The following is a 24,763-nucleotide window of genomic DNA, read 5'->3' as shown; positions in this document are numbered from 1 at the left end:
GGGATTACTTCGCCAGGCCCATCTGGAGGTAGTTCGGGTACGCCGGGAACGCGCCGATCGCGAAATTGCCGACCTTCGCGCCGTGCAGGAACGAGTTGCGCGTGTAGATCAGCGGGACCACTGGCGAGTCCTGCATGATCCGCTTGTCCGCCTTCGCCCACAGCTTCCCGGCCGCCGCAGGGTCGACCGTGCCCTGCGCCTGCGTGATCAGCGCGTCCACCTCCGGCACGGAGTAGCGCGACTCGTTGTACCCGCCGTTGCCGATCTCCGACGTGCCGAACAGCGGCTCGATGTTCGCGTTGGCGCTCGGGAAGTCCGGCTGCCACGAGCCCAGCGTCAGGTCGTAGTTGCCGTCGTTGCCGGTGACCAGCGTGGTCCACGCCTCGTCGTCGAGCGGGCGCAGCTTGGCGCGGATGCCCGCTCGTTGCAGCGCGGCCTGGATCGCCTGCGCCTTGTCCGCCTCGTTGTTGGCCGTCGACACCGGGAAGTCCAGGTTGTCGATGCCGTTCGGGAAACCCGCTTCGGCGAGCAGCTGCTTCGCCTTCGCCACGTCACCGTTCGGCGGGGCCGGGTAGAGGTCGTACACCTCGCGCCCGGCGATGCCTTCGGTGATCAGCGTCGTCGCGATCGGACCGGCCAGGTCCGCGCTGCCCGCGGCGGCGACCTGGTAGGCGGTCTTGTCCACGGCGTACTGGAACGCCTGGCGCACCTTGGGATTCGCCAGCGGACCGCGCTTGGTGTTCAGCGCGAGATAGGCCAGCGCGCCGGACTTCGACGTGACGAGCTGGTTCTTCGCCGCCGGGTTCGTGCGGATCTGCGCCAGCTGCGCCGGGTTCACGAACGACGAGCCGAACGCGAACGCGTCGTTGCCCTGGCTGGCCAGCAGCCGCTTCGCGACGACGCCGGTGTCCTGGCCCATCTGGATCACGACCGAGTCCGGCAGGCCAGTGCGCGCGAGGTCGGTCTTGGCGTCCCAGTTCGGGTTGCGGACGAACTTGACCTGCACGCCCTTCTGGTACGACTCGACCTGGTACGGGCCGGACGCGACCGGCTTCGTGTCGTAGGTCGCGTCGGTGCCCTTGCCCTTCGGCACCGGGGCGAACGCGGGCATGCTCGCGATCCACGGCCAGTCGCCGTACGGGCGGGCCAGGCGGAACACGATCGTCTTCGGGTCCGGCGTCTCGATCGACGCCAGTTCGCCGCCCTTGAACGGGCCCTTGTAGTCGGGGCCGCCGGCGAGCAGGTTCTTGTGGTAGCCCAGTCCGCCGGAGAACGCCGAGTCGAACGACCGCTCGATGCCGTACTTGATCTCGGCGCTGGTGATCGGCGTGCCGTCGGCCATCTTCAGGCCGTCCTTGAGCGTGTAGGTCCAGGTCTTGCCGTCCGCGCTCGCCCGGCCGGTGTCGGTGGCGAGGTCCGGGACCACGGTCGCCGGGCCGTCCCCGGCGGTCTTCCACGCGGTGAGCCTGCGGTGCACCAGGCTGATGGTGGTGATCGCCAGGTTCTGGCTCTTCGCCGGGTCGAGGTGCTGCGAGGTGGTGTCGCTGAGGATGTACAGCGTGCCGCCGGACGAAACCGCGACCGCTCCCCCGCCGCCGGACTGCTCGTTCGCGTTGCACGCGGCGAGGAACGCCCCTGCCCCGGTGACCGTGGCGGTGATGCCGAGCGCCTTCAGGAAGTCCCTGCGATCCATGGTTTTTCCGTTCCCTTTCTCACGAACCGAGCCGAGCGCGGGGGTCGAGGACCCCGTAGAGCACGTCCACCGCGAAGTTCGCGAGGACGACGAAGAAGGCGGCGAACAGGCTGACGCCCATCAGCACCGGCAGGTCCACCTGGTGCACGGCGTCGACGAGCAGCCCGCCGAGACCGGGCAGCGCGAACACCCGCTCGGTGATCACCGCGCCGCCGAGCAGCGCGCCGAGGTCGACCGCGAACACCGTCACCACCGGCAGCAACACGTTGCGCAGCGCGTACTTTCCGACGACCGTCCGCTCCGGCAGGCCGACCGCCCGCGCGGTGCGGATGAAGTCCTCGCCCATGATTTCGAGCATCTGCCCGCGCGAGAGCCGGGCGTACACCGCGGCGTTGATGAACGCCAGCACCAGCCACGGCAGCACCAGGTGCCACGCCCACTCGACCGGGCTCTGCGCGAACGTGACGTAGCCGCTCACCGGCACCACGTCGAGCGTGAAACCGAACAGCAGGATTCCCAGCAGCCCCACCAGGTACGCGGGCGCGGACACCCCGGCGAGCGTCACCGTCATCGCCGCCCGGTCGGCGAACTTCCCGCGCCGCAGCGCGGAGAACACCCCGGTCGCGACCCCGGCGATCAGCCAGATCACCGACGCGCCGATCGCCAGCGAGACGGTGATCGGCAGCCGGTCGCCGATCAGTGTCAGCACCGGTTCGCTCTGCTGGAACGAGTAGCCGAAGCAGGGCGCGGAGCAGACGATCGCGGTCACGCCGGTGCCGAAGGTGCGGCCGGTGAAGATGCCGCCGAGGAAGTCGAAGTACTGCTGGATCCACGGCTTGTCGAAGCCCATGAACTCCCGCGCCAGCGCCAGGTTCTCCGGCGTGCACGGTTTGCCGCAGGACATGTACGCCGGGTCGGTGGGCAGCAGGTAGAACACCGCGAAGGTGCCGAAGCTGACCACGAGCAGCACGCCGAGCATGCCCAGCAGGCGGATGCCCACGAAACGCAGGGTGCGGTTCACCGGCGGACCGCCGTCTTCGGGTCGAGGGCGTCGCGCAGCCCGTCGCCGAGCATGTTGAACGCGAGCGTCGCGACGAACAGCGCGGCGCCGGGGAAAATGAGGAACATCGGATCGGTCTGCACCCAGTTGATCGCGTCGCTGATGGAACGGCCCCAGCTCGGCGTGGGCGGCGGGATGCCGACGCCGAGGAACGACAGCGCGGCTTCCAGCCCGATGTTGGCCGGGATGCTCACCGTCGCCAGCACGATGATCGGCGCCCACAGGTTCGGCAGCAGTTCGCGGCGGAAGACGTGCACGCCGCCCGCGCCGAGCGCCCGGGCCGCCTTGACGAAGTCGCGGTTGCGCAGGCTCAGCGTCTGCGCGCGGACCACCCGGGCCACCCGCGGCCAGCCGAACAGCCCGATCACCGCGATCAGCAGCAGCGGCCGCGGGATCGACTGCGGGGCGACCGCGCCGAGCGCGATCATGAAGATCAGCTGCGGGAATCCGAGCAGCACGTCGGTCACCCGGCTCACCGCGGTGTCCCACCAGCCGCCGAGGTATCCGGCGCTCGCCCCGAGCAGCACGCCCAGCAGCATCGACACCGCGGTCGCGGCGAGCCCGATCAGGAACGACGTGCGCGCGCCGTACGCGACGACCGCGAAGAGGTCCCGTCCGGTCAGCGGTTCGACGCCGAACCAGTGGCTGCCGCTGATGCCGCCGAGGAATCCCGCGCCGGTGCCGTCGGCCGGATTGAGCAGGTCGGTGTGGTACGTGTACGGATCCTGGCCCTCGATCAGGGCGAGCAGAGGAGCCGCGAGAGCGGTGACGATCACCAGCACGATGACGACCGCGCTGGCTTGCGCCCAGCGGTCGTGCCGCAACGCGCGCCACAGGTTCCGGGAGGCCGGAGCGGCCGCCGGGACCCCGGCGCCGCCCGGCGACAGGATGTCGGACAACGGTTCCCTATGCAGATCAGCGTTACTTGACGACGTGACAGTAAAGAACCCGAAGGAAATTCACCACGACGGCGGTGCCCTTCCCGGATCGTGAGACGCCGGCAAGATCGCACCTCCCCCGGGAATACGTGGTGTTCGCGCAGGTCACCGGCGGTCGCGCGGCCCGGGCCAGTGTGCCGTGCGGACACCTGTCCGGCCAGCCTTGTTGTCACCCGTTCGGACGCAGTCTCGGGACGGTCGGCTGACTCCGTTTGTGCCGCCGCCCGCCCGGCACTGGACTGGGCGCACGTAGCCAGTCTCCTGTGGACGGAAGGACCCGCCGATGTCTCGCTGCTCGCGCAAGCTGGCCGGAGTGCTCGTTTTCGCGGCCGTCTTGCTGGTCAGCCCGCCCGCCTCGGCGGCCGGTGCGGCAGTGAACGGCGGCGACGCGATGTACACCGTCTCGCCGGGCCCTGGGCGCGAGCCCTACTACTGCTCGGCCGGGTTCGCGATCCTGGTCAAGGACGTCCGTTACCTCCTCACCGCGGGGCACTGCACCGAGCACGGGCTCGACTGGAAAGACATCGGGCGCAATGTGGACAGCCACTTCCCGGTGACCGACTACGGCCGCGTCGAGGACCGCTCAGGTTCCGGGCACAGCCAGGTCGATCTGTACGACGGCAGCACCCAGCGGATCCTGCGCGCGGGCACTCCGCAGGTGGGGCAACTGGTCTGCAAGAGCGGCATGACCACCAAGAAGACGTGCGGAAAGGTCTTGGGCCTCAACCAGACCGTGAACTTCGGCGACGGCAAGCAGGTCGTCGGCACGATCGCCACGGACATCCCGGTCGGGGCCGGCGACAGCGGCGGCCCGTTGTTCTACGCCGGGGTCGGGTACGGGGTGCTGTCCGGCGGGAACAACCAGGTCAGCTTCTTCCAGCCGTTGCCTCCGGTGCTCGCCGCCTACGGAGCAACGCTCGCCTGAGCGCGCTGTGCGTCACGCGCTCGGAGCCTCCCCTGGGATCCCCGCGCGGACCTGCCGGTACAGCCGCGGGACCGTTGGCGCGGGCAGCGCCGACAGCCTCCGAGGGCTGGCGGATCCGGTCGCGGCCAGATCGCACAAGACGTGGTAAAGGTGGCTCAGCGCGCGCAAAGCCGGGTCTTTCGCCCGCTCTCCGGCGGCAGCCGGGGTATACGCGAACAGGGCCACGTCGGCGCGCGCCAGCGGGCCCTCCGCGGCCGGTCGACCCGTTCCCGGCGGAGCCGCGGTCAATTCCTCGACCGCCTCGGCGAGCGCGGTGCACGCCGCCACCGGGCCTTCGGGATGCCGAGTGCACGAACCGGGCGACCGCATCGCGACCGCGAGCGCCCTGCCGTGCGTGGTCAGCGCGGCGTAGAGCGACAACCGGTGCCGCAACCGGGGCGAGGTCGTGCCGCCGAGCACCGGGCGGGTCAGCGGGCGCGCGACCAGTGCGAGCTGGTACAGCCGGTGGTCGAGATCGCGGGCGAGGGCGTCGAAGTCCGCCTCTGCGCCGGGTTTCCGCTCGAGCCGCGCCGCGGCGGCGGTCAGCACCTCGTGCAGCGCGCCGAGGAGGTTGTTCCGCACCGTGCGCACGGTGTCCCGAGTGGACAATGGGGTCACGAGCAGCGCGACCAGCAGGCCGACCGCCGCGCCGATCGCGGTTTCCTCCAGCCGCAGCAGGAGCAGGCCGGGCGAGAACTCGTGCAGCACGCTGTAGAGCTGGCCGACCATGATGGTCACGAAGAAGATCATGTACGCGTACGACAGGCGGATCAGGTAGAAGCCGAAGAACATGCTCGCGCAGATGGTCGCCAGCACCGCCGCGGCGTTGCCTGCGGTCAGCGCGGCCAGGCCGATCGACGCGGCGAGTCCCACGAACGTGCCGAGCACCCGGTTGAAGCCCTTGAGGAAGGTTTCGGTGCGGGTGGCGGTGCCGGTGAACATGACGAACGCGGCCAGCACCGCCCAGTAGTAGCGGGCGTCGGACAACTGCTTGCCCGCCAGGATCGCCAGCGCGCCGGCGATCGCGCCCTGCACCGCCTGCCTGCTCACGAAATCGAGGCGGGACAACGGGTTCCACCCGGCGTGCCGGGCTGGGACCTCGCCCGCGGCCGCCGCCGAACCCGGCAGCGCGCCGAAGACCAGGCCCACCGCCGGCTGGAAATCGTCGACGGGTTCGGCCCCGGTCGCACCGGGCCGCCGCGCCCGTTCGAGCACTGAGGCAAGTTCGAGCGCGGCCGCCGCGAAGTGCCGGGCGGGCCACCACCCGCCCGCCGTGCCGCCCGTCCGCTCCGCCAGCGCGGCCAGCCGGTACGCGACCTGCGCCGCACCCCGGTCGTCGTGCCGGGCCAGCCGGTCGGACACCTCCGCCGCCAGCACGGTCAGTCCGGAACCGCTGTCGACGAGCGCGCACGCGGAGGTCGCCAGCTGGTCGAGCAGATGGTGCGCGTCGACCATCGCGCGCCGGAGCGCGGCCGCCGAGAAACCTTCCGGCACCGCACCGGGTTGTGCCGACCACGCCTCGATCATCAGTGCCGCTTCGGCGATCCGCGCCTGCCGCCGCTGCACTCGCCGTCGGAGCCGCGCGTCCTGATGCGGGTCCGGGCTGCTCAGCAGATCCGCGCAGGACCGGGCGAGCGCCCGGCCCCGTGCGTCGAACGCGCGCACCACCTGGCCGAGCGTGCGTTTCGGGCTGGTGCGCAGCACCGTCAGCGACAACAGCAGCACCCACGCCGACGCCACCACCACGGCGAGCAGCAGCGAAGGCAGCGTCGCGACGCTGGCGTGCAGGAACGACGCGAAGAAATAGCCCATCCAGGCCATGAAGCCGTAAAAGAAGAAAACCGGCCCGAACCGGCGGACGAACACCGCCAGGAACATCACTACGACGAAGACGACGAGCATCAGGTCCGGATGCGCGCCGACCGCGGCCCCCGGCGCCATCCCGGCCCCGAACGCGACCGGGAAGAACACCGCGGTCTTCGTCTTCGTCCAGGCGGGCGAGTCGCCGAGGGCCATCGACCCCATCATCGCGACCACCGCGCCGAGCAGCATCCCGACCAGCGCGCCCTTCGGATCCGCGCCGGTGAGATGCGCCAGCAGGTACTCCACCCCCAGCGCGGTGCCCATCGACACGGTCGCCGCGAGCGCCGAGCGCAACCGGCTCAGCCCCGGGTCCGAGGCGGCCACCCGGTCCCGGATCTCCGTTGCCCTGGGCAGCATCCACCCCGCCTTCCCGTCCTCGTGCGCGATCACCGGTATGATACCGATATTTCCGCGACGCCTCTTCGGCTCATCGGAGGACCCGGGCCATGGACCAGCCCCCCGAACCGCTCGACGTGCTGGAACGCGCCACCGCGGTGCTGGTGCGCAACTTCGAGATGCTGCGCCGCCGCACCGACGTCTACGCCGAACTGGACCAGGCCGAGTACCTGATCCTGCGCACGCTCGACGACCTGGGCCCCGCCGACATCGGCACCCTGGCCGGCGCGCTGGGCCTCGACCCGTCCACCGCCGGACGGCAGGTCTCGGCGCTGCTCCGCAAGGAACTGGCCGAACGCAACCCCGCCAGCGACGACCGCAGACGCTGCGTCATCACCCCGACCGACCACGGCCGCGACCTCATGCACCGCACCCGGGCCCGGCGGCGATCCACCGTCGGGGAACTGCTGGGCGACTGGACGCCTGGCGAACTCGACGCCTTCGCCGAACTGCTGACCCGCTACAACAGCGCGGTCACCCGCCGCTACCTCAGCGACTGACCTCGCCGGACGGCTGCCCGCCGCCGCCGAGGTCGATCCAGAACCGATCCTCGCCCCGCTTCCGACCGTCTGGCACGCCGCCGTTCGAGAGGATCACCCGGCGCGAGGGTTCGTTGTCCTCGGCGCAGGTCAGCAGGACGCGGTCGAGCCCGAGGCCCCGGCATTCCGCGAGCCCGGCGGCCAGCATCCGCGTGGCATGGCCCTGCCGCCGCCACGGGGGCACCACGTGATACCCGATGTGCCCGCCCGCTTCGGCGAGTTCGGCGGTGAGTTCGTGCCGGACCACCAGGGTGCCCAGGTAGTACTCGCCGGAGACGTACCAGAAGATCGTGGACGGCACTCCCCACCGCTGCCGCACTCCGCGCCGGGCGGCGACGAACCCGGCGAAGTCGTCGCTCGCCTCGTCCAGCCATTCGGTCGGACGGCCTTCGAGCAAGCAGTCAGCCTGCTCTCCGACGAGGTACGACGTCCGCACCGCAGTCGTGGGCAAGACGAGACGGGGCGGTTCGACGAGACGGATCATCGGGCCAGTCTTCCTGCCGGAAGCCCGCCGCACAGCTCATTTCCGCGTCCGGGCGTCACGCCTGCGCGAGGTCCGCGTGCCCTTCCCGCAGCGCGCGCTTCACGATCTTCCCGCTCGGGTTCTTCGGCAGCGCGTCCACGAACACCACGTACTTCGGGCACTTGTACCCGGCCAGATGCTGCCGGGCGTGCGCGAGCACCTCGTCCTCGGTGAGCGTGACGCCCTCGCGGGGCACAATCGCCGCGGTGACCGCTTCGATCCAGTGCGGGTGCGCGACGCCGAACACCGCGACCTCGGCGATCCCGTCGAGCAGGTACAGGGCTTCCTCGACCTCGCGGCTCGCGACGTTCTCGCCGCCGGTCTTGATCATGTCCTTCTTCCGGTCCACCACCGAGAGGTAGCCCTCTTCGTCCAGCACGCCGAGGTCGCCCGAGTGGAACCAGCCGCCCTCGAAAGCCGCCGCGGTTTTCTCCTCGTCCTCGTAGTAGCCGAGCGTCGCGTGCGGGCTGCGGTGCACGATCTCGCCGACCTCGCCGGGCGGCAGTTCGCGGCCGTCCTCGTCGACGATCCGGGTTTCGACGTTGATGGACGCCCGGCCCGCCGAACCCGCTTTCGCGAGTTGTTCGTGCGGGCGCAGGATCGTGGCGAGCGGGGCCATTTCGGTCTGGCCGTAGAAGTTCCACAGCTGCACGTCCCGCAGCCGGCGCGCGAGTTCGCGCAGCACCTCGGCGGGCATCGGCGACGCGCCGTAGTAGCCCTTCCGCAGGCTCGACAGGTCGGTCGTGTCGAACGCCGGGTGGCGCAGCAGCGAGATCCACACCGTCGGCGGCGCGAACAGCTTCGTCGCGCGTTCCCGTTCCACCGCGGCCAGCAGCGCCGCCGGGTCCGGGCCGGGCAGGATCACGCTCGTCGCGCCGAGGTAGACGTCGACCGACAGGAAACAGTCCAGCTGCGCACAGTGGTAGAGCGGCAGCGAATGCACCTCGATGTCGTCGCCGGTCATGCTGCCGTCGATCGCGCACGAGACATATTGGGCGATCAGCGAGCGGCTCGACAGCAGCACGCCCTTCGGCCGCGATTCGGTGCCTGAGGTGTACATCAGCCGCAGCGGGTCGTCGTCCGCCACCAGCACCGCGGGCGCGGTTTCGTCGCCCGGCTCGTCGATCCAGTCCGCGACGCTCTCCCATTCGCCGCCGCTGCCGCCGATCCGGGCCCGCAGGGCGTCGGTGCGGCCGGAGCGCTTCAACGCCTCCGCGGCGGTGTCGAGCAAGGCGTCCTCGGCGATCAGCCCGGACACCCCGGCGTGGCCGAGGATGAACGCGACCTCCTCCGCGCCGAGCATGAAGTTCACCGGCACCAGCACCACGCCCAGTTTGGCCGTGGCGAACACGAGCACCGCGTACTCCCAGCAGTTGCGGCTGAGCAGCGCGAGCCGGTCGCCCTTCGCGAGGCCGCGCTCGGCGAGCCGGTGCGCGCAGCGGTTGACCGCCGCGTCGAACTCGCGGTAGGTCGCGCGGCGCTCGCCGGAGACGATCGCGAGCTTGTCCGGCAGGCGCAACGCGGTGCGCCGCAGGAGATCCCCGACGGAATGCTGGCGGGCGTGCTGGATCGCTTCCGCCGTTTCGGCGCTGAACGGGCTCGGCATAGCGGGAGTCTCATCCACCGGCGCGGCGCGCGCAAGCAGGACCGGCGGCGGCCCTCGGTAGGCTCTCCGGCACCACCCGGGGAGGGGCGCGTGGACGAGACCGAAGCACCGACGCTCGACCGGCCGGACATCACCGGCCGGCTGCCCCGGTACCGGCTCGTCCGCCAGCTCGCGCGCACCCGGATGAGCGAGGTCTTCGAGGCGGCCGACACGACGGACGGGCGCGCGGTGGCGCTCAAGGTGGTCGGGCCGGAGTTCATGGCGGTGCCCGGATTCCGCACCCGGTTCGAGCGCGAAACCCGGATCGCGCGCGAGCTCGAGCACCCGAACATCGTCCCGGTGCTGGACGCCGGGTTCACCGAAGACGGCTACCTCGGCTACCTCGCGATGGAGTACGTGCGGGGCACGAACCTCGCGCGGACGCTCGCCGACCGGGGTCCGCTGTCGTTCAAGGAGACTCTCGGCATCGGCCGCGAGATCGCCGCCGCCCTCGACGCGGCGCACGACCGGCGGCTCGTGCACCGGGACGTCAAACCCGGCAACATCCTGCTCGACGCCGACGGCCGCGCGTACCTGTGCGACTTCGGCATTGCCCGCCAGCTCGACCTCACGCAGCTCACCGCGACCGGGGCGTTCCTCGGCACGGTCGGCTACGCCGCGCCCGAACAACGCCAGGGCAAACCGGCCGGACCGGCAGCCGACGTGTACTCGCTCGCCTGCGTGCTCTGCGAATGCCTGGCCGGCGCTCCCCCGGGCCACCACGCCGAACTCGGCCACCCCGGCGTGCGCGCGCTTCGCCGGTCGCTCAGCACCGATCCGGCCGCCCGGCATCCGACCTGCACCGCGCTGGTCGAGGACCTGGTCGCCGCCGAACGCTGGGACCGGCGGCGCCGGTGGCTGCTGCGCGCGGGAGTCCCGGCGGTCGCCGCGGCCGGGCTGCTCGTCGCCTCGCTGACCACCGGTGCCCTGTCCGGGGTGGACGACGCCACGCTCGCCCGGATGCCCGCCGCTTTGCGGACCGACTGCGCGACCGCGGACACGCCCGTCTCCGGCGCGACCGCGACGATCACCTGTCACGACCCGTCCGGCCGCGCCGCGACGACCGCGCTGTACGCCGACCAGAAACAAGCCTCCGACGCCTACTCCGCCTTGCTGTCGCGCGTCGGCGAGACGGCCGGGCAAGGAGACTGCGCCGTCGCTTCGGGGGCCGAACATCGTTACCCGGCAACCGGCCCCGCCCTCGGCCGCGTGTTCTGCCATGCCGGAGGCGGACAGTCCATGGTGGTCTGGAAGGACGACGCCGCCCGCGCGGTCACCACCGCCACGGCTTCGGCGAACGACGACGCCGCCCTGCGCGCCGCCTGGGTCGGCTGGACCGGGGCACCGGCATTCCCGACCCCGGACGAAACCGCCCTCGCCGAGATCGCCGCCGGGAACAAATGCCACCGCGCGGCACCAGCGGATCTCGGCAACTACCCCGGAGCCATCGCCGGAATCTCCTGCACGCCACGCGGGACCGGCGCCCGCGACGTGTCCTACTACCGTTTCCCCGACACCCGGACGCTGCGCGCCAGCTTCGACGGTCTCGTCACCGCCGCGAAGGCGCCGAGCGGGAAACCTTGTCCGGGCGCGTCGCCGAGCACCACCCGTTTCGACTGGCTGAGCGTCGACCTCGGCCAGGTGCTCTGCCGTCCCGGCCGCGAAGGTACCGTCGCGATCGACTGGAGCCTCGATTCCTTCCACGTCCTCGGCCACGTCGCCGGCGCCAGCCAGGAAGGCACCGGCGGCTGGTGGACGCAATGGCATCTCGCGCCGCTGAGCCGGATCGTCGCGCAGGTCAACCGCGAGTCCTCCCCCGCGTTCCCGACCCCGGCGGAAAACGCGCTGCTGCACCGGATCCCGCCCGCCTCGCGGATCAACTGCGTGCGCCCGTCCGCGGACCAGCGCTGGCAAGACCTCGGCGCGGTGCAGGCGGACGCCGCTGTCGCGTGTGGACAGACCAGCGGCGCCGGACTGGTCGTCTACTACCAACTGCCCGACACCGCCACGATGAACCAGGTCTTCAACAGCACCCAGACCACCGAGAAGGCGTGCACCGACCAGCCGCCCGATTTCGCCGCCGACCGCCCGTACGCGCGCGGCGGCCGCACCGGACGCCTCGCCTGCGCGACCCTCCGGCCCAGCGGCGAGCGCTATCTCAAGTGGACGGACGACCAGTCGGGGATCCTCGCGGTCGCGCACCGCGGCACCGAGCCGTTCGCGATGATCGACTGGTGGAACCACGACTCCGGCCCGTCCTGAGCGCTCAGCCCTCCACGGAGCCGCCGATCGAGGCCGACCCGGTGACGTTCCCGTGCCCGCCGCTCGCGGTGTGCACGGATTCCTTGCCGTCCACGACGGAGTACATGTCCACCTGGCCGCTCGCGCCGGAATAGGTGATCTCCAGCGTCCACTGGTGCGGTTTCCCGTCCGCGGGCACGGTGAGCGACTGCCGCCACGGCATCTTCACCTGCCCGGTTTCCTTGGTGACGCCGTCCAAGGTGTAGGTGATCTGTTTCAGGGAACCGGAACCGGTCGCGTTCAGCACGAGCGTGTGCGGCTGGCGATCCGGCACCTGTTCCTTGACCGGCGCGGCGGAAGACGACGACGACGCCGGTGCGGGCGCGGGAGCCGGGGCGGGGCTGCCCGAACACGCGGTCAGTGCGGCGAGGAGCGCGACCGGCGCGAACACCGTCCGGGCAGCAGTGCGAAGTTCCATGCGCGCACCGTACTGATCCGCGGCCGGGACCGGTCCCCGCTCGGGAAATCCGCTCAGCCGTCTTTCGCCCACACGCGCACGGCCACCGCGACCGCGATCCCGGCGACGCCGAGCACGATCCCCGCGACCAGCAGCCCGGACGCGATCAGCCCGAGCGCCGCGGCCGCGAACAGCGCGACCTCCAGGAAGAACCGGGTCGGCTCCGGACTGCGCCGCTTCGCCTTCGGCGCGATCACGAGCCCCCAGATCGCCGCCGCCAGCGCGGGCCACAGCACCGCGGACAGGATGTTCAGGAACACGTTCCCGCCCAGCCGCGCGCCGGCGACCGCGAGACCGGCCAGCAGCGCCAGTTCGGTCAGGAAGCGGACGGCGAGCACCGCGCCGGGGAAACCGCGCGATGCGGGTCGAGTGGTGGTCACGCCGCGAAGCCTAACGGCCGGGCCCGCGCTCCGTGCGCGGAGTGCGGACCCGGCCGGAATCAGCGTCGCGCCACCATCCGGGACAACGTCATCAGAATCGCCCCGAACACCAGCAACGCCGCACCGAACACCGCGAGCCGCGGCGTGCTCACCCCGGTCTTCGCGAGCGCCTGCTGCTTGGGCTGGCTGGCTTCCGGCGCAGAGGTCTGCGTCGGCTGGCTCGTCGTGACCTTCTGCGGAGCCGAAGCCTTCGGCGTCACCTTCGCGACCTCGTGGACGCGGGCGGTGAGCGAGTCGGCGTGCTTGGCGTCCGACAGCGACCCCGGCGGGTTCGCCTGCTTGCCGCCCGCCCAGACGAGGCCGCTGATGTCCTTCTTCGCCGCGGGCGACGAGGTGGACGCGGGCGGCTTCGTCGCCGAGGACGTCGGGCTGCTGGACGTCGTCGGGCTCGCCTTCGTCGTGGTGCTCGGAGAAGGCGACGTGGTGGCCGAGCTGGTCGGCGTCTTCGTCGGAGTCTTGGTCGCCGAGGACGTCGGCGGCGCGCTCGTCGTCGGCTTGGCCGACGTCGGCGGCTTCGTCGAGGTGCTCGGCTTCGGCGGCACCGGGGCCTCGCTCTTCGGGGCTTCGCCGCCGGCGAGCTTGATCAGCTGCTCCATCGAGCCGTTGAACGAGTCCTGGTCGCCGGGCTTGTTGCCGGAGTCGGAGTACTGCCAGATCGTGTAGTAGCGCCAGCCCGAGGGCAGCGGGCCCGCGCTTTGCGCGTACCGGGCGATGAACAGCGGATGCGTGTCGCCGAACGCCGCCGAGTTCCCGGTGCAGGTCTTCCACCAGTCGGTCGTGGTGTAGAGCATCGGCCAGCGCGACGTTTTCGCGTGCAGCCGCTCGGAGAACGACTTCACCCACGACACCATCGCCGGCTTGGACAGGCCGAAGCAGGTCGAGCCGTAGGGGTTGTATTCGATGTCCAGCATCGGCGGCATGGTGCGGCCGTCCGCGGACCAGCCGCCGCCGTGCGCGACGAAATAGTCCGCCTGGGTCGCGCCGTCGGACACGTCCGGACGCGCGAAGTGGTACGCGCCGCGGATCATCCCGACGTCGTAAGAACCGTTGTACTGCTGCGCGAAGTACGGGTTGCGATACCCGGTGCCCTCGGTCGCCTTGACGTACGCGAAGCGCGCGCCCGCGTTCCAGGCCGCTTTCCAGTCCACATTGCCCTGGTGCCCGGACACGTCCATGCCCGGCACCTCGGCAGGCGCTGCCACCGCCTGGGGCGCGTGCAGCAGCCCCAGCGCACCGACGGCAGCCACCGCTGCCGCCGCGACGACCGCACCCGCCCGAGCCGCTATCCGCCCGGAGCCCGTCATCCTCTACTCCCTCTTCTTTTCCCGCCCTGGGAGCGCTCCGGCCGTCCGCCTCTCTTCCCCAAGAGCGGCACCGGATCACCTGGGCGAGCCCCAGTGTGTGTGACACGCGGGACGCCTGTAAACCACTGGGAGTGATGTGACGCGTGGTACACAAGAGGTTTTCCGAGGTCACCGGGGGTGCGCCCGGTCCGCGCCGGAATGAAACTCACCCACCCCGGGTCACTGTCGGCGGCGATTCCGCCACTCGTAGCAGCGGGTGATCACGCTCGGCCGCGCCGGAGAGGCTGGACCGCCCGGACCGGACAGCGGCCGCCCCGGATCCGAAGTCTTGCCGTCGCGCAAGGGCCGAAGGTCGTTCGCCCGGAACTGTCCGAGACCCGCCCGCGGCGCGCGACACGCCCGGCCCGGCGAGCCGTTCACGAACAACTCCCCCGCACCGGAAACCCTTGCCCGCACTGCGGAAATCGCGCTCTACCAGCACTTTTCGCGCCAGCGCCGGTAATCGCGCGGACACACAGCGTCAACCAGGCGGACGTCTTCGCAACATCTTGGCAACCGGCTTGACACCGGCTGTGGTCCGGACCACCCTGCAGGACATTGGTCTACACCATTTGTCATACCGCCCCGGTCGCCGACGACCGGGCACCGAAAGGACGAGACACGTGAAGCGCTGGCTCATGCTGGCGGCGGGAGCCGCCGCCATCACGCTCGCCACGGCCGGCTGTGCCGGTTCGGGCGGGAGTGAGAACGCCTCGAGCGCTGGGGGCGCGCAGGACGGCAAGCTGACGGTCTGGCTCATGACCGGCTCCGCGCCGGACAGCCTGACCGCCGCCCTGAACAAGGAATTCGAAGCCGCCCACCCCGGCGTCAAGGTCGACTACCAGATCCAGCAGTGGAACGGCATCCAGCAGAAGCTGACCACCGCGCTGGCGAGCGACACCCCGCCGGACGTCATCGAGGTCGGCAACACCCAGACGCCCGCGTTCGCCGCGCAGGGCGTGCTGGCCGACCTCTCCGGCGACGTCAACAACCTCAACGGCGGGCAGTGGCTCGCCGGGCTCAAGGCGTCCGGCCAGTACGACGGCAAAACCGTCGGCGTGCCGTTCTACGCCGCCAACCGCGTCGTCATGTACCGCAAGGACATGTTCGAGCAGGCCGGCATCACCCAGCCGCCCGCCTCGAACGACGAATGGCTCGCGGACATCGCGAAGCTGAAGACGAAGTTCGGCAGCGACCCGCAGTTCCAGCCGCTCTACATGCCGGGCCAGAACTGGTACGCGCTGTCGTCGTTCATCTGGGACAACGGCGGCGACATCGCCAAGGCCGAGGGCAAGTCGTTCAAGTCGTCGCTCAACACGCCGGAAGCCAAGGCGGGCCTCGAGTTCTACAAGAAGCTCGTGGACTCCTCGGGCACCACCGCGCCCAAGGACAACGACGAGGCCACGCCGCAGCAGGCGGGCATCTACGGCGCGGGCAAGGTCGCCATGTTCATCGGCACCCCGAACGAGGTGGCGACCGCCGCCAAGACCGACCCGGGCATCACCGCCAAGACCGGCGCGTTCCCGATCCCGTCGAAGACCGCGGGCCAGACCGCCCCGGTGTTCCTCGGCGGCTCGAACCTGGTCGTCCCGCTCAACAGCAAGCACCAGGACCTCGCCAAGGACTACCTGAAGCTGCTGACCAGCACCAAGTACATGACGCAGCTCGCCGCCGGCGGCTACGTGCCGGGCACCTCCACCGACGTCAGCGCCCTGGACAAGGACCCGCTGGGCGCGGTGATGGCGAAGGCGTCGAAGAACGGCCGCGCGATGCCGGCCAGCCCGAAGTGGGGCGAGGTCGAATCCGGCCAGAACCCGCTGAAGGACATGCTGACCGCGTACCTGACCGGGAAGAAGACTCTCGACCAGGCGGCGGCCGACGCGAACACGGCCCTCGACAAGATCATCGGCGGATGACCGCGACGAAGGACAAGCCGATGCCGGCGGGGGCGACCCCGCCGGCATCGGCGCACGTCGGGGCGGCGCGGAAGCGGGGAAGCGGCTGGTTCAGCGAACGGCTCATGCCGTACCTGCTGATCCTGCCCGCGCTCGCGGCCGTGCTGGTGCTGCTCGGCTGGCCCACCGTCCAGATGCTCGGCATCAGCCTGCGCCGGCTCGACCTGCGCGAGCTGGTGACCGGCAAGATGGTGTGGATCGGCTTCAAGAACTACACCGACGTGCTGTCCGACCCCGAGTTCTGGGCAGTCGCGCTCCGCACGATCCTCTTCACCGGCGCGCTCGTCGCCGGGACCCTGCTCGTGGCGCTGCTGATCGCGGTGCTGATGCGCCACCTCAACCCGGTGCTGCGGATCTTCGTGCAGGTTTCGCTGGTGCTCGCGTGGGCGGTGCCGGTCATCGCCACCACCACGGTGTTCCAGTGGATCTTCGACCAGCAGTACGGCATCCTCAACAAGACGCTGGACCGGCTGGGCTTCCATTCGTTCATCGGGTACTCGTGGTTCTCCACCGGCACGAGCACGCTCGTGGTGATCGGGCTGCTGGTGCTGTGGCAGGCCGTGCCGTTCGTCGCGTTCACGCTCTACGCGGGCCTCATCGGCGTGCCGCGCGAGCAGTACGAGGCGGCGGGCATCGACGGGGCCGGGCCGTGGCAGACGTTCCGCGCGGTCAGCTGGCCCGCGATCCGGCCGATCCTGACGATGGTCACGTTCCTGTCGATGCTGTGGGACTTCAACATGTTCGCCCAGGTGTGGGCCATCCGCCAAGGCGGCCCGGACGGCGCGAGCACGACGCTGGCGATCCTGCAGTACCTCAAGGGCATCGCGGGCAGCCACTTCGGCTCCGCCGCGGCCATCGCCACCATCATGCTGGTGCTGCTCCTGCTGGTCACCGGCCGGTACGTGCAGCTGCTGGTCCGGACCAAGGACGGGGAGATCGCATGAGGAAGTCCCTGCCCGCCCGGGTGCTGGTGTCGGCCGCCGGCATCCTCGTGGCGCTGCTGTTCCTCTTCCCGACGTACTGGATGTTCACGACGTCGCTCAAGACGCCGGGCGACGTGCTGTCGCCGAAGTACGACCTGATCCCGACTTCGGCGACGCTGTCGAACTTCGCGTCGGCGCTGACCAAGCCCGGGTTCGTCACGTACCTGACCAACAGCCTGATCGTGACGCTCGGCGCGGTGCTGGCCGCGCTGGTGGTGGGCGTGCTCGCGGCGATCCCGCTGGCGCGCTTCCGCTTCCGCGGCCGCAAGGGGTTCCTGCTGCTGATCCTGGTGGCGCAGCTGGCCCCGCTCTCGGCGCTGTTCATCCCGATGTACCTGCTGATGCGCGACATCGGGCTGCTGAACACGCTGCCGTCGCTGCTGCTGGTGTACTTCGCGACGTCGCTGCCGTTCACCGTGTGGATGCTCTACGGGTTCGTCAACGGCATCCCGTACGACCTCGAAGAGGCCGCGATGATCGACGGCTGCAGCCGGGTCGGCGCGTTCCGCCGGGTCACGCTGCCGCTGCTCGGGCCGGGACTGGTCACCACGTCGGTGTTCAGCTTCATCACCGCGTGGAACGAATTCCTGTTCGCCCTGGTGTTCATGCGCGACCAGTCGAAGCAGACCCTGCCGGTGTGGCTGTCGTCGTTCAAGACGGCGTTCTCGATCGACTGGGGCGGCGTCATGGCGGCCTCGGTGATCTACGCGATCCCCGCGGTGATCTTCTTCCTGATCGTGCAACGGAAACTCGTGTCCGGCATGACCGCCGGCGCGGTGAAGGGATGACGGTGGCTGACCTGTCCGAAACCCGCCGGCTGGCCGAAGCCGTTCTGCTGCCCGGATTCGCCGGGACCACGGCGCCGGACTGGGTGCGCCGCCGGCTCGCCGAGGGGCTCGGCGGCGTGATCCTGTTCGGCCGCAACGTGGTCGACGACGAACAGGTCGCCGCGCTCACCTCGGCGCTGCGGTCCGAGCGGGACGGCGTGGTCGTCGGGATCGACGAGGAAGGCGGCGACGTCACCCGCCTCGACGTCGGCAAGGGCTCGTTCGTGCCCGGTCCGCTCGCACTCGGCGCGGCCGGGGATCCGGAGCTGACCGCGTCCGTCGCGGCCGCTCTCGGCGAGCGGCTCGCGGCGTGCGGGGTCACGGTCAACCTCGCGCCGTGCGCGGATCTCACGCTCGCGGCGGAGGATCCGGGCATCGGCGTGCGGGCGTTCGGCTCGGACCCGGCGGCCGCCTCGCCGCACGTCGCGGCGTTCGTGACCGGCATGCAGAAGTACGGGGTCGCCGCGTGCGCGAAGCACTTCCCCGGACACGGTGCGGCGACCGAGGACTCGCACCTCTCGCTGCCGGTGCTGCCGCGGACCGCCGCCGAGCTTCGGGAGGTGGAACTGGTTCCGTTCGCCGCGGCGATCGAGGCGGGCGTCCGGACGGTCATGTCCGGGCACCTCGTCGTGCGGGAATGGGGCGAGGAACCGGCGACGTTCAACCGGACCGCGCTCGTCGACGTGCTGCGCGGCGAACTGGGGTTCACCGGCGCGGTCATCACCGACGCGTTGGAGATGGGCGCCATCTCCGGGGCGTACGGGCGGCACGACGGGATCGGCGAAGCCTCGGTCCGGGCTCTCCTGGGCGGCGCGGACGCGCTGTGCCTCGGCGGGGCCGCGTTCGACGCGGAGACGCTGGACCGGACCGCGGAGGCGATCGTCGCGGCGGTGACCGAGGGGCGGCTTTCCTTGGCGCGCCTGGCCGATGCCGCGGCCCGGACCGCTTCGCTGGGCTCCTCCCCCGCTCCCGCCGCGGTGCAGCCGGTGGACTACTCGCTCGGCCTGTCCGCCGCGCGGGCCGCCTTGCGGATCACCGGCACGCCGCGGTTGACCGGCCGGTCGCTCGTGGTGGACGTGCAGACCGAACCGGGCATCGCCGCCGGGCCGATGCCGTGGGGGCTGGGCGCGCATCTGGCGGAACTGGTTCCGGGAACCCGGACGCTTTCGGTGTCCCCGGACGACGTCGCGACGGTGGTGGCCGAAGCCTCGTCAGTGGACAGCATCGTGGTGGTGACCCGGGAAGCGCACCGGCACCCGGCGGTGCGGGAGTTCCTGGCCGGTCTGTCCACTGTGGACTACATTCGGGTCGAGACCGGGGTGCCGGGGCCGGAAGCCGGTGCCGCGCCGCGGATCGACACGTTCAGCGGCTCCTACGTGAGCCTGCGGGCAGCGGCGGAGTATCTCGCCCGCACCTGACGCGGTACGTGAGGGGAACCCTCAGGGAATCACCTTCCCTGAGGGTTCCCCTCACGAACTTTCGCGCGGTTAACCCCTGCCGTTCCAAGGGGATCCGGCGTCCGCGCGGAACGCGCTGCTCCCGGGTTCCAGGTCGAGGACGTCGAGCAGGCTCTGGTCTTCGTCGATGGCGTGATGCAGATGGCCGACCTTCGCCGTGCCCCGGTCGGGCTCGGAAGCGCCGGAGAGAAGCCAGACGCCGTCGGCCGCGTCGTGCCTGACGTGCAGAATCGGCTCCTGGCGCTCGAAAACCTCGGAGGTCTGGACGCAGGGCGTTCCGAGCAGCCAGTGCAGCAGCCACCACGCCCGCCGGTCGCGCTCCACGACCAGATCGGCGACCGCCCAGACGAACGGCAGGTCCGGGTGAGCGCGCGCCTGGTCCGCCGTCAGGTCCGGACCGCCTTCCGGAACGCGTTCGAACGGGTCGTCGGTCAGCGAGAAGGCGTGCCCGTCTTCGCTGTCGAAGATGACCGCGTGAAAGGTCCCGCCGCCGGGGTTGCCCGCGCCGATCCCGACCGACAATCGCGCCACGTGCGGGTCCGCGCCGGTCGTCCAGCCGAGCGCGTACGAAGCCAATTCTCCCCGCGGTCCCACGAACTCCCCGAACGCCCGCCGGTCCATTCCCGTGACCGCACGGGTCGGCGCCTCGAGCAGCGCCCCCTCCACCACTTGGATGTCCACTGCCGCAACATAGCGGATCAGAGGGCCAGTTCGGCCCAGACGGTCTTCCCGCCTTCCCGGGGCGTCTGGCCCCAGCGCACGGCGATCGCGTTGATCAGCGCCAGTCCGCGTCCGCCGCCCTCGTACCCCTCCCGGTAGCGGGCGAGGACCGGAAGCGAATCGGACACCTCGATCAGGAGCCGGTCTCCCGGCAAGGACAGGGCCACAGTGCACGGCGGACGGGCGTGCCGCATCGCGTTGCAGGCCATCTCGTCGAGCACCAGGCGCACGTCCGCCACCGCGTCCGCGTCAGTGTGCGGGCGGTGGCCGTGCACGAACGCCGCTGCCTGGTCCCGGATCCCGCGCAACGTCGTGGAATCCTGCGTCAGCATCAGGTCCAGTCGCGGGATCGCGCCCTCCGGCGACGCGGCGCGCGCGGGCAAGCGGCTGGGCTGGAACTCGTCCACACTCATCGCTTGACCTCCTCTCGGCCGTACTGCGCCTGTCCGGGGACAGGTACCCGCGCGACGTCTTGCCAATCTTTCGGCGCTGCCCGCGAATTCCGCGGCGATTTCCCGGCAGTTCTCCGGAACTGGATACCCGCGGAGCGGAGGCGGCAAACCGGAATCCCGGGAATGGCGCGCGAAGTCGCCCGCCGCGCAGTTTTCCCGGCCCGGTTTCGCGCTTGCCGTGCGGGGTTTCGTGTGCTGTGCCACCGTTTTTTCATGACTGACATGCCTGCTTACCCGTCCCCTTCCGCCGGAACTCCCGCCGAAGCCCCGCCGCGCCCCGCGGTGATCACGGTCGCTTTCTGGGCGTTCGTCGCCGCGACGCTCGTCGGCTTGGCCGGAGCCGTGTTCCTGTTTTTCGCGCATGACGCGCTGGCCGACGCGATGCGAAGAGCGAACGGGCAGAACGCCGCACGTCTCACCGACGCCCAGATCGACCAGGCGGTCACGATCGGGATCGCCGTCGGGGTCGTGATCGCCGTTGTGATCGCGTTGCTTCGCCTGCTGTTCGCGTTCAAACTCCGCGCGGGCCGCAACTGGGCGAGGATCGTGCTCACCGTGCTCACCGCACTCCAGGTGATTTCCCTGCTGGCCGGGCAGAGCACGGTCATCGGCTACGTCAGCACCGGCCTCGCCGTGCTCGGCGTGGTCCTTTCCTTTCTGCCGGAAGCCAATCAGTACATCGCCGCCGCGAAGGCGCCTCGCTGACCGCGCGGCCGGTTTGCGCCCTGCCTTCAGCGGGTAGCCGGGGAACCCCCGGACACGAAGAGAGGCATCGACGATGAGCGACACCGCCGGACACAAGGCCGAGGAACTCAAGGGCAAGGCCAAGGAAGCGCTCGGCAACGCCACTGGGAACGAGCAGTGGCAGGCCGAGGGGAAGGCCGAACAGGCCAAGGGCGCGCTCAAGCAAGCGGGAGAAAAGGTCAGGGACGCCGTCAAAGACGTGAAAGACTGACCTGCGGCGCCGAGCGGCGGCCGGGACTGCGGTTCCGGCCGCCGCTTCGCGTCCGCCCGTCCTCCAGTCCGCCGGTCCGGTTTCGCGGCCCGGTAAAGTCCGTCGGTGCGGCCCGGTGGCGGGCAGCGAACAAGGAGGCCGGGGTGACGGACACCGACACGCAGACCGATCAGGGCTGGGAAGCCGACCGGGTCGCGTTCTGCGCGGAACCGGCCGTCGACGGCTGGGCCCGCAGCGGCGTGGCCCTCGACGGCCCGCTCTCCCGGCAATTCGGCACGCTCGCGCTTCTCCTGCTCGACGCGGACTCCCTGCACGAAGCGATGGAGCGCGTGGTGTCCGCCGCGCTGCGGATCGTGCCGCAAGCCGATCTGGCCAGCATCACCCTGCGGTCGTCCGACGGCGGGTTCCACACCCCGGTCTGCACCGACCCGGCCGCCGAGGAGCTGGACCGGATCCAGTACCAGACCGGCGAGGGCCCGTGCCTCGAAGCCGCCCGGCACGAACGGCCGGGACACGCCCTGACCAACAACCTTCCGGAGTCCGACGCCTTCCCCGAATTCGGCGTGCGCGCCGGGCGGCTCGGGTTCGGCTCGCTGCTGGCCACGACGCTGCTGCCGGACGCCAAGTCCGACCTGCCGCCCGGCGCGATCAACCTCTACAGCCGCGAGCCGGGGGCGTTCGACGACGACGCCGTCGACAGCGCGCTCATCCTGGCTTCGCACGCCTCGCTCGCCCTTTCCGGATCGTCCGCGCACACCGCGGCCGCGCTCAAGGAGGTCCACCTCAAGCGCGCCGTCGACAGCCGCGACCTCATCGGGCAGGCCAAGGGCATCCTGATGAACCGGCGCGGGGTCTCCGCCGACGCGGCGTTCGACATCCTGCGCCGCACGTCCCAGGACCTCAACGTCAAGCTGGTCGAACTCGCCCGCACGGTGACCGAACGGCACCGGGAACTCGACCTCTGACTCCCGCCGGTTTCCGTCCCGGTCCGTCCGGCTTGCGTGAATTCCCGGCGAACGGGTAGCCGGGGACCAGGGACGGCCTCCGGCGCGCAGGGGGCCGGGACCCAGGTTCCGCCGGTCGAGACCCGAGGCCGGCGGAACCGCCCGGAAACGGTCACTCCCGTTCGAGTTCGCCGTGGCGGCCGGTCAGAGTGCGGGCCACCTCGACGAGTTTCACGTTCAGGTCCTGCGAAGTCCGCCGCAGCAGGTCGAACGCTTCCTCCGCGGTGAGGCCCTCCCGGTTCATCAGGATGCCTTTGGCCTGCCCGATCACGTCCCGCGTATCGACGGCTCGCCGGAACTCGGCGCGGCGCAGTTCGGCGGTCTTCCGCAGATGCGTGTTCGCCAGCGCCAGCGACGCGTGGGTAGCCAGCAGCAGGGCGATGCGGCGGTCGGTCTCGGCCAGGCTGTCCGGGCGGCGCGAGTAGACGGTCAGCGAGCCCGCCGTCCGGTCGAGGCCGGGTGCTGCCGGGAGTTCGGTGGAGAACGCCGCGCGGCAGCCGAGGGCTCGCGCGGCGGCGGTGAACCGGGGCCATCGGGCCTCGGCCGCCAGGTCCGCGCTCGCGACATAGCTCGGGCCGTCCGCGCGGGCCGCCTCCACACAGGGGCCTTCCCCGTCGCGGTACTGGATCCGGTCCAGCTCGGCGGCGGTCTTCCCGGTCCGGGCAGCGGTGGAAAAGCGGCCGTCGGAACCCAGCACCGTGACGCTGACCCAGTCCGCTCCGGCGACCGCCGCCGCGGTCGCTTCCACGACCTGGCGCAGCACGTCCGCGACCGAGTTCGCGGACAGCAGCATCCTGCTCAGCGACTCGAACCGGTCCGCGGCGTCCGGCCTGGCGCGATCAGCCGCACCGGATTCGCTTTTCACCGCGATCGCCGTCCGAACGAAGCTCCGGCTGCCAGGGAAACGAACTTGCTCGGCTGTGTCCCGGTGCAGCGTCGACGACGGCGACTCGCCGTACGCGGTTCGGTAGTGCGCGGCGAACACACTGGGCGCGTAGCCCCACCGGGCCGCGATCCGAGCGACGGTGTCCTGCTCCGGCACGGCGGCGCGCAGTTCCGCTCGGGCGCGGTCGAGACGGGCCCGGCGCAGGTAGGCCATCGGGGTCGTGCCGAGATGTCTGCGGAAGGCCAATTGCACCGCACGGGCCGAGACCCGGGCATCCGCGGCGATCTCCGCGATGTCGATCGGCCGGTCGAGATTGGCTTCGATAAAGGAGATCGCGCGGCGGAGCGTCTGCGAATGGGCGTCGAGCCCGTCCCCGGTGCGCTCTGCGGAGGCCGTGTGGGGGAACGCGTTCAGCACGGCTATGGCGAGGTAGCGCGCCGCAGTCGCCACAGCCAGCGGATTCTCCCCGACGCCGGGCACGCCGAGGACGTCGTCCCGCAGATGCGCGACAGTGGACCGCAGGTGCTGGGCGGCGCTGGCGTCGACCGGCCGGTGGTCGAGCAGCCGCACCGGCCGGTCGACGCCCGCGGCCTGGCTCAGCAGGGTCGGATCCAGCATGGTGATGCTGTATTTGGCGCGCGCGATCCGCCCGGTGTAGGGCCGATCCGGAGAGTAGGACACCAGATCCCCCGGGCCGAAGGTCTCCGCTTCCGGCGAGCCGTCCATGCGGTGGTCCTCGATCGTGCCCGATTCGACGTCGCAGAGGCAGATCGTGCCCAGCGGCTCGACGGAGTAGCTCATCTCGAAGGACAGGTCGAGCCGGTCGGCGCTCAGCCCGTCCACCGCGTGCCTGCGGATGTGCGTGCCCGCGTGTCCGGTGTCGCTGCCGATCCGCATCGGCGCGTACGCGCTGCTCAGGAACGCTTCGGTGCGGCTGAGATCGTCGCTGTCGAAGGCGAGCGACCGCACCGCGCCGCTCGCCGCGAACGGCTGCCGGGCGTCGTCGGGTTCGGCCAGCGCCTCCGCCAGCGACGCGGCCCGCCGGACGGCCGCGTCCGGATCAGCGCTGTCCAGCGTCGTGGCCTGGTCCGGCGCCGCCACCAGCACGCAGTCGCGATCGCGGGCGAACGAGACCAGCGCCCGAGCCAGCAGCGCGGTCAGTGGCCTGATCCCGCGCAGGTCCACCACCAGGCGCGGGCCCGGCGCGACAGCGCGGCCCGCCGCGTGCAGCGCCTCGACGATTTCGGCCGAGTGAGTCTTCGCGAGCCGGTCCGGCAAGGTCAGCACCACGGCATCCCCGAGCTGCCGAGGGGCGATCTTCAGCTCCGTCACGGCAGCCGCACGACCACGCTTCGCCCGAAA

22 protein-coding genes are annotated in these 24,763 nt (G+C 70.9%); 10 read left to right on the top strand and 12 right to left on the bottom strand.

Going from position 1 to position 24,763, the window contains the following annotated elements; all coding sequences use genetic code 11:
- Positions 1 to 4: 4 nt before the first annotated feature.
- From WA670_RS13520 to WA670_RS13510, 3 genes are read right to left on the bottom strand one after another with little or no spacing between them, the layout of a single operon-like run.
- Positions 5 to 1,693: an ABC transporter substrate-binding protein gene (locus WA670_RS13520; RefSeq protein WP_336157877.1), complete on the bottom strand. Its 1,689-nt coding sequence runs from the start codon at positions 1,691 to 1,693 to the stop codon at positions 5 to 7.
- A gap of 19 nt (positions 1,694 to 1,712) precedes the next feature.
- Positions 1,713 to 2,714 carry an ABC transporter permease gene (locus tag WA670_RS13515; protein ID WP_336157876.1) on the bottom strand — a complete coding sequence of 334 codons (1,002 nt, stop codon included), beginning with the start codon at positions 2,712 to 2,714 and terminating at the stop codon, positions 1,713 to 1,715.
- Positions 2,711 to 3,652 carry an ABC transporter permease gene (locus WA670_RS13510; protein ID WP_037805769.1) on the bottom strand — a complete coding sequence of 314 codons (942 nt, stop codon included), beginning with the start codon at positions 3,650 to 3,652 and terminating at the stop codon, positions 2,711 to 2,713. The genes WA670_RS13515 and WA670_RS13510 overlap by 4 nt, the downstream gene beginning before the upstream one ends.
- 322 nt (positions 3,653 to 3,974) lie before the next feature.
- On the opposite strand from WA670_RS13510, the gene WA670_RS13505 reads away from it, so the two are divergent.
- The gene (locus tag WA670_RS13505) at positions 3,975 to 4,616 is read left to right on the top strand and encodes a S1 family peptidase (protein ID WP_336157875.1); all 642 of its coding nucleotides are present in this window, start codon (positions 3,975 to 3,977) and stop codon (positions 4,614 to 4,616) included.
- A gap of 12 nt (positions 4,617 to 4,628) precedes the next feature.
- On the opposite strand, the gene WA670_RS13500 is transcribed toward WA670_RS13505, so the two are convergent.
- Positions 4,629 to 6,908, bottom strand: a complete 2,280-nt coding sequence (locus tag WA670_RS13500; RefSeq protein ID WP_336157874.1) for an FUSC family protein — start codon at positions 6,906 to 6,908, stop codon at positions 4,629 to 4,631.
- A gap of 56 nt (positions 6,909 to 6,964) precedes the next feature.
- Here WA670_RS13500 and WA670_RS13495 point away from each other — a divergent pair, with 56 nt between their 5' ends.
- Positions 6,965 to 7,414, top strand: a complete 450-nt coding sequence (locus tag WA670_RS13495; RefSeq protein ID WP_134661600.1) for a MarR family winged helix-turn-helix transcriptional regulator — start codon at positions 6,965 to 6,967, stop codon at positions 7,412 to 7,414.
- Here the strand turns inward: WA670_RS13495 and WA670_RS13490 are convergent.
- Positions 7,404 to 7,937 (bottom strand): GNAT family N-acetyltransferase, encoded by a 534-nt coding sequence (locus tag WA670_RS13490; RefSeq protein WP_134661601.1) that lies wholly within the window; start codon positions 7,935 to 7,937, stop codon positions 7,404 to 7,406. The genes WA670_RS13495 and WA670_RS13490 overlap by 11 nt on opposite strands.
- A 55-nt stretch (positions 7,938 to 7,992) precedes the next feature.
- Positions 7,993 to 9,582 carry an acyl-CoA synthetase gene (locus WA670_RS13485; RefSeq protein ID WP_336157873.1) on the bottom strand — a complete coding sequence of 530 codons (1,590 nt, stop codon included), beginning with the start codon at positions 9,580 to 9,582 and terminating at the stop codon, positions 7,993 to 7,995.
- A gap of 90 nt (positions 9,583 to 9,672) precedes the next feature.
- Here WA670_RS13485 and WA670_RS13480 point away from each other — a divergent pair, with 90 nt between their 5' ends.
- On the top strand, positions 9,673 to 11,883 hold the full coding sequence (locus WA670_RS13480) for a serine/threonine-protein kinase (RefSeq protein WP_336157872.1): 2,211 nt from the start codon (positions 9,673 to 9,675) through the stop codon (positions 11,881 to 11,883).
- A 4-nt stretch (positions 11,884 to 11,887) separates the two neighbouring features.
- Here WA670_RS13480 and WA670_RS13475 read toward each other — a convergent pair whose 3' ends face one another.
- Genes WA670_RS13475 through WA670_RS13465 form a run of 3 tightly spaced genes read right to left on the bottom strand, consistent with a single transcriptional unit; the run spans position 11,888 to position 14,123 of the window.
- Complete coding sequence (locus WA670_RS13475; RefSeq protein ID WP_336157871.1) at positions 11,888 to 12,340, bottom strand: hypothetical protein; 453 nt, start codon at positions 12,338 to 12,340, stop codon at positions 11,888 to 11,890.
- Between the two features lie 53 nt (positions 12,341 to 12,393).
- Positions 12,394 to 12,759, bottom strand: coding sequence for a YrdB family protein (locus tag WA670_RS13470; RefSeq protein ID WP_037805762.1), 366 nt, complete (start codon positions 12,757 to 12,759; stop codon positions 12,394 to 12,396).
- Positions 12,760 to 12,818: 59 nt separating this feature from the next.
- The gene (locus tag WA670_RS13465; RefSeq protein WP_037805761.1) at positions 12,819 to 14,123 is read right to left on the bottom strand and encodes a lysozyme; all 1,305 of its coding nucleotides are present in this window, start codon (positions 14,121 to 14,123) and stop codon (positions 12,819 to 12,821) included.
- Positions 14,124 to 14,785: 662 nt separating this feature from the next.
- Here WA670_RS13465 and WA670_RS13460 point away from each other — a divergent pair.
- From WA670_RS13460 to WA670_RS13445, 4 genes are read left to right on the top strand one after another with little or no spacing between them, the layout of a single operon-like run.
- Positions 14,786 to 16,078, top strand: a complete 1,293-nt coding sequence (locus tag WA670_RS13460; protein ID WP_134727490.1) for a sugar ABC transporter substrate-binding protein — start codon at positions 14,786 to 14,788, stop codon at positions 16,076 to 16,078.
- Positions 16,075 to 17,061, top strand: coding sequence for a carbohydrate ABC transporter permease (locus WA670_RS13455; protein ID WP_134727489.1), 987 nt, complete (start codon positions 16,075 to 16,077; stop codon positions 17,059 to 17,061). The genes WA670_RS13460 and WA670_RS13455 overlap by 4 nt, the downstream gene beginning before the upstream one ends.
- The gene (locus WA670_RS13450; protein ID WP_043834374.1) at positions 17,058 to 17,888 is read left to right on the top strand and encodes a carbohydrate ABC transporter permease; all 831 of its coding nucleotides are present in this window, start codon (positions 17,058 to 17,060) and stop codon (positions 17,886 to 17,888) included. Before WA670_RS13455 ends, WA670_RS13450 begins: the two co-directional genes overlap by 4 nt.
- On the top strand, positions 17,885 to 19,345 hold the full coding sequence (locus tag WA670_RS13445) for a glycoside hydrolase family 3 protein (RefSeq protein WP_336157869.1): 1,461 nt from the start codon (positions 17,885 to 17,887) through the stop codon (positions 19,343 to 19,345). Before WA670_RS13450 ends, WA670_RS13445 begins: the two co-directional genes overlap by 4 nt.
- A gap of 69 nt (positions 19,346 to 19,414) precedes the next feature.
- Here WA670_RS13445 and WA670_RS13440 read toward each other — a convergent pair whose 3' ends face one another.
- Together WA670_RS13440 and WA670_RS13435 are read right to left on the bottom strand one after the other, a co-directional pair.
- Entirely contained in the window at positions 19,415 to 20,065 is a 651-nt protein-coding gene (locus tag WA670_RS13440; RefSeq protein WP_336157868.1) for a hypothetical protein, read from the bottom strand.
- Positions 20,066 to 20,082: 17 nt separating this feature from the next.
- On the bottom strand, positions 20,083 to 20,517 hold the full coding sequence (locus WA670_RS13435) for an ATP-binding protein (RefSeq protein ID WP_336157867.1): 435 nt from the start codon (positions 20,515 to 20,517) through the stop codon (positions 20,083 to 20,085).
- Between the two features lie 252 nt (positions 20,518 to 20,769).
- Here WA670_RS13435 and WA670_RS13430 point away from each other — a divergent pair, with 252 nt between their 5' ends.
- The 3 genes from WA670_RS13430 to WA670_RS13420 all read left to right on the top strand — a co-directional run bounded on the left by WA670_RS13430 (position 20,770) and on the right by WA670_RS13420 (position 22,476).
- Positions 20,770 to 21,261, top strand: coding sequence for a hypothetical protein (locus WA670_RS13430; protein ID WP_336157866.1), 492 nt, complete (start codon positions 20,770 to 20,772; stop codon positions 21,259 to 21,261).
- Positions 21,262 to 21,334: 73 nt separating this feature from the next.
- Positions 21,335 to 21,511 (top strand): CsbD family protein, encoded by a 177-nt coding sequence (locus tag WA670_RS13425; protein ID WP_275293106.1) that lies wholly within the window; start codon positions 21,335 to 21,337, stop codon positions 21,509 to 21,511.
- A 143-nt stretch (positions 21,512 to 21,654) separates the two neighbouring features.
- The gene (locus WA670_RS13420) at positions 21,655 to 22,476 is read left to right on the top strand and encodes a GAF and ANTAR domain-containing protein (RefSeq protein ID WP_336157865.1); all 822 of its coding nucleotides are present in this window, start codon (positions 21,655 to 21,657) and stop codon (positions 22,474 to 22,476) included.
- Positions 22,477 to 22,627: 151 nt separating this feature from the next.
- On the opposite strand, the gene WA670_RS13415 is transcribed toward WA670_RS13420, so the two are convergent.
- Positions 22,628 to 24,733, bottom strand: a complete 2,106-nt coding sequence (locus tag WA670_RS13415) for an ANTAR domain-containing protein (RefSeq protein ID WP_336157864.1) — start codon at positions 24,731 to 24,733, stop codon at positions 22,628 to 22,630.
- Between the last annotated feature and the right edge of the window lie 30 nt (positions 24,734 to 24,763).

The sequence above is a fragment of the Amycolatopsis sp. VC5-11 genome, from assembly GCF_037034185.1.
Classification (GTDB): Bacteria; Actinomycetota; Actinomycetes; order Mycobacteriales; family Pseudonocardiaceae; genus Amycolatopsis; species Amycolatopsis nivea.
This window is presented reverse-complemented; position numbering and strand designations above follow the sequence as displayed.

What these genes read in the sequence shown, in the direction of transcription:
- WA670_RS13520 (WP_336157877.1), bottom strand. Translation starts at nt 1,693, where the DNA reads ATGGATCGCAGGGACTTCCTGAAGGCGCTCGGCATCACCGCCACGGTC.
- WA670_RS13505 (WP_336157875.1), top strand. Translation starts at nt 3,975, where the DNA reads ATGTCTCGCTGCTCGCGCAAGCTGGCCGGAGTGCTCGTTTTCGCGGCC.
- WA670_RS13495 (WP_134661600.1), top strand. Translation starts at nt 6,965, where the DNA reads ATGGACCAGCCCCCCGAACCGCTCGACGTGCTGGAACGCGCCACCGCG.
- WA670_RS13490 (WP_134661601.1), bottom strand. Translation starts at nt 7,937, where the DNA reads ATGATCCGTCTCGTCGAACCGCCCCGTCTCGTCTTGCCCACGACTGCG.
- WA670_RS13485 (WP_336157873.1), bottom strand. Translation starts at nt 9,582, where the DNA reads ATGCCGAGCCCGTTCAGCGCCGAAACGGCGGAAGCGATCCAGCACGCC.
- WA670_RS13475 (WP_336157871.1), bottom strand. Translation starts at nt 12,340, where the DNA reads ATGGAACTTCGCACTGCTGCCCGGACGGTGTTCGCGCCGGTCGCGCTC.
- WA670_RS13465 (WP_037805761.1), bottom strand. Translation starts at nt 14,123, where the DNA reads ATGACGGGCTCCGGGCGGATAGCGGCTCGGGCGGGTGCGGTCGTCGCG.
- WA670_RS13455 (WP_134727489.1), top strand. Translation starts at nt 16,075, where the DNA reads ATGACCGCGACGAAGGACAAGCCGATGCCGGCGGGGGCGACCCCGCCG.
- WA670_RS13450 (WP_043834374.1), top strand. Translation starts at nt 17,058, where the DNA reads ATGAGGAAGTCCCTGCCCGCCCGGGTGCTGGTGTCGGCCGCCGGCATC.
- WA670_RS13445 (WP_336157869.1), top strand. Translation starts at nt 17,885, where the DNA reads ATGACGGTGGCTGACCTGTCCGAAACCCGCCGGCTGGCCGAAGCCGTT.
- WA670_RS13435 (WP_336157867.1), bottom strand. Translation starts at nt 20,517, where the DNA reads ATGAGTGTGGACGAGTTCCAGCCCAGCCGCTTGCCCGCGCGCGCCGCG.
- WA670_RS13430 (WP_336157866.1), top strand. Translation starts at nt 20,770, where the DNA reads ATGACTGACATGCCTGCTTACCCGTCCCCTTCCGCCGGAACTCCCGCC.
- WA670_RS13425 (WP_275293106.1), top strand. Translation starts at nt 21,335, where the DNA reads ATGAGCGACACCGCCGGACACAAGGCCGAGGAACTCAAGGGCAAGGCC.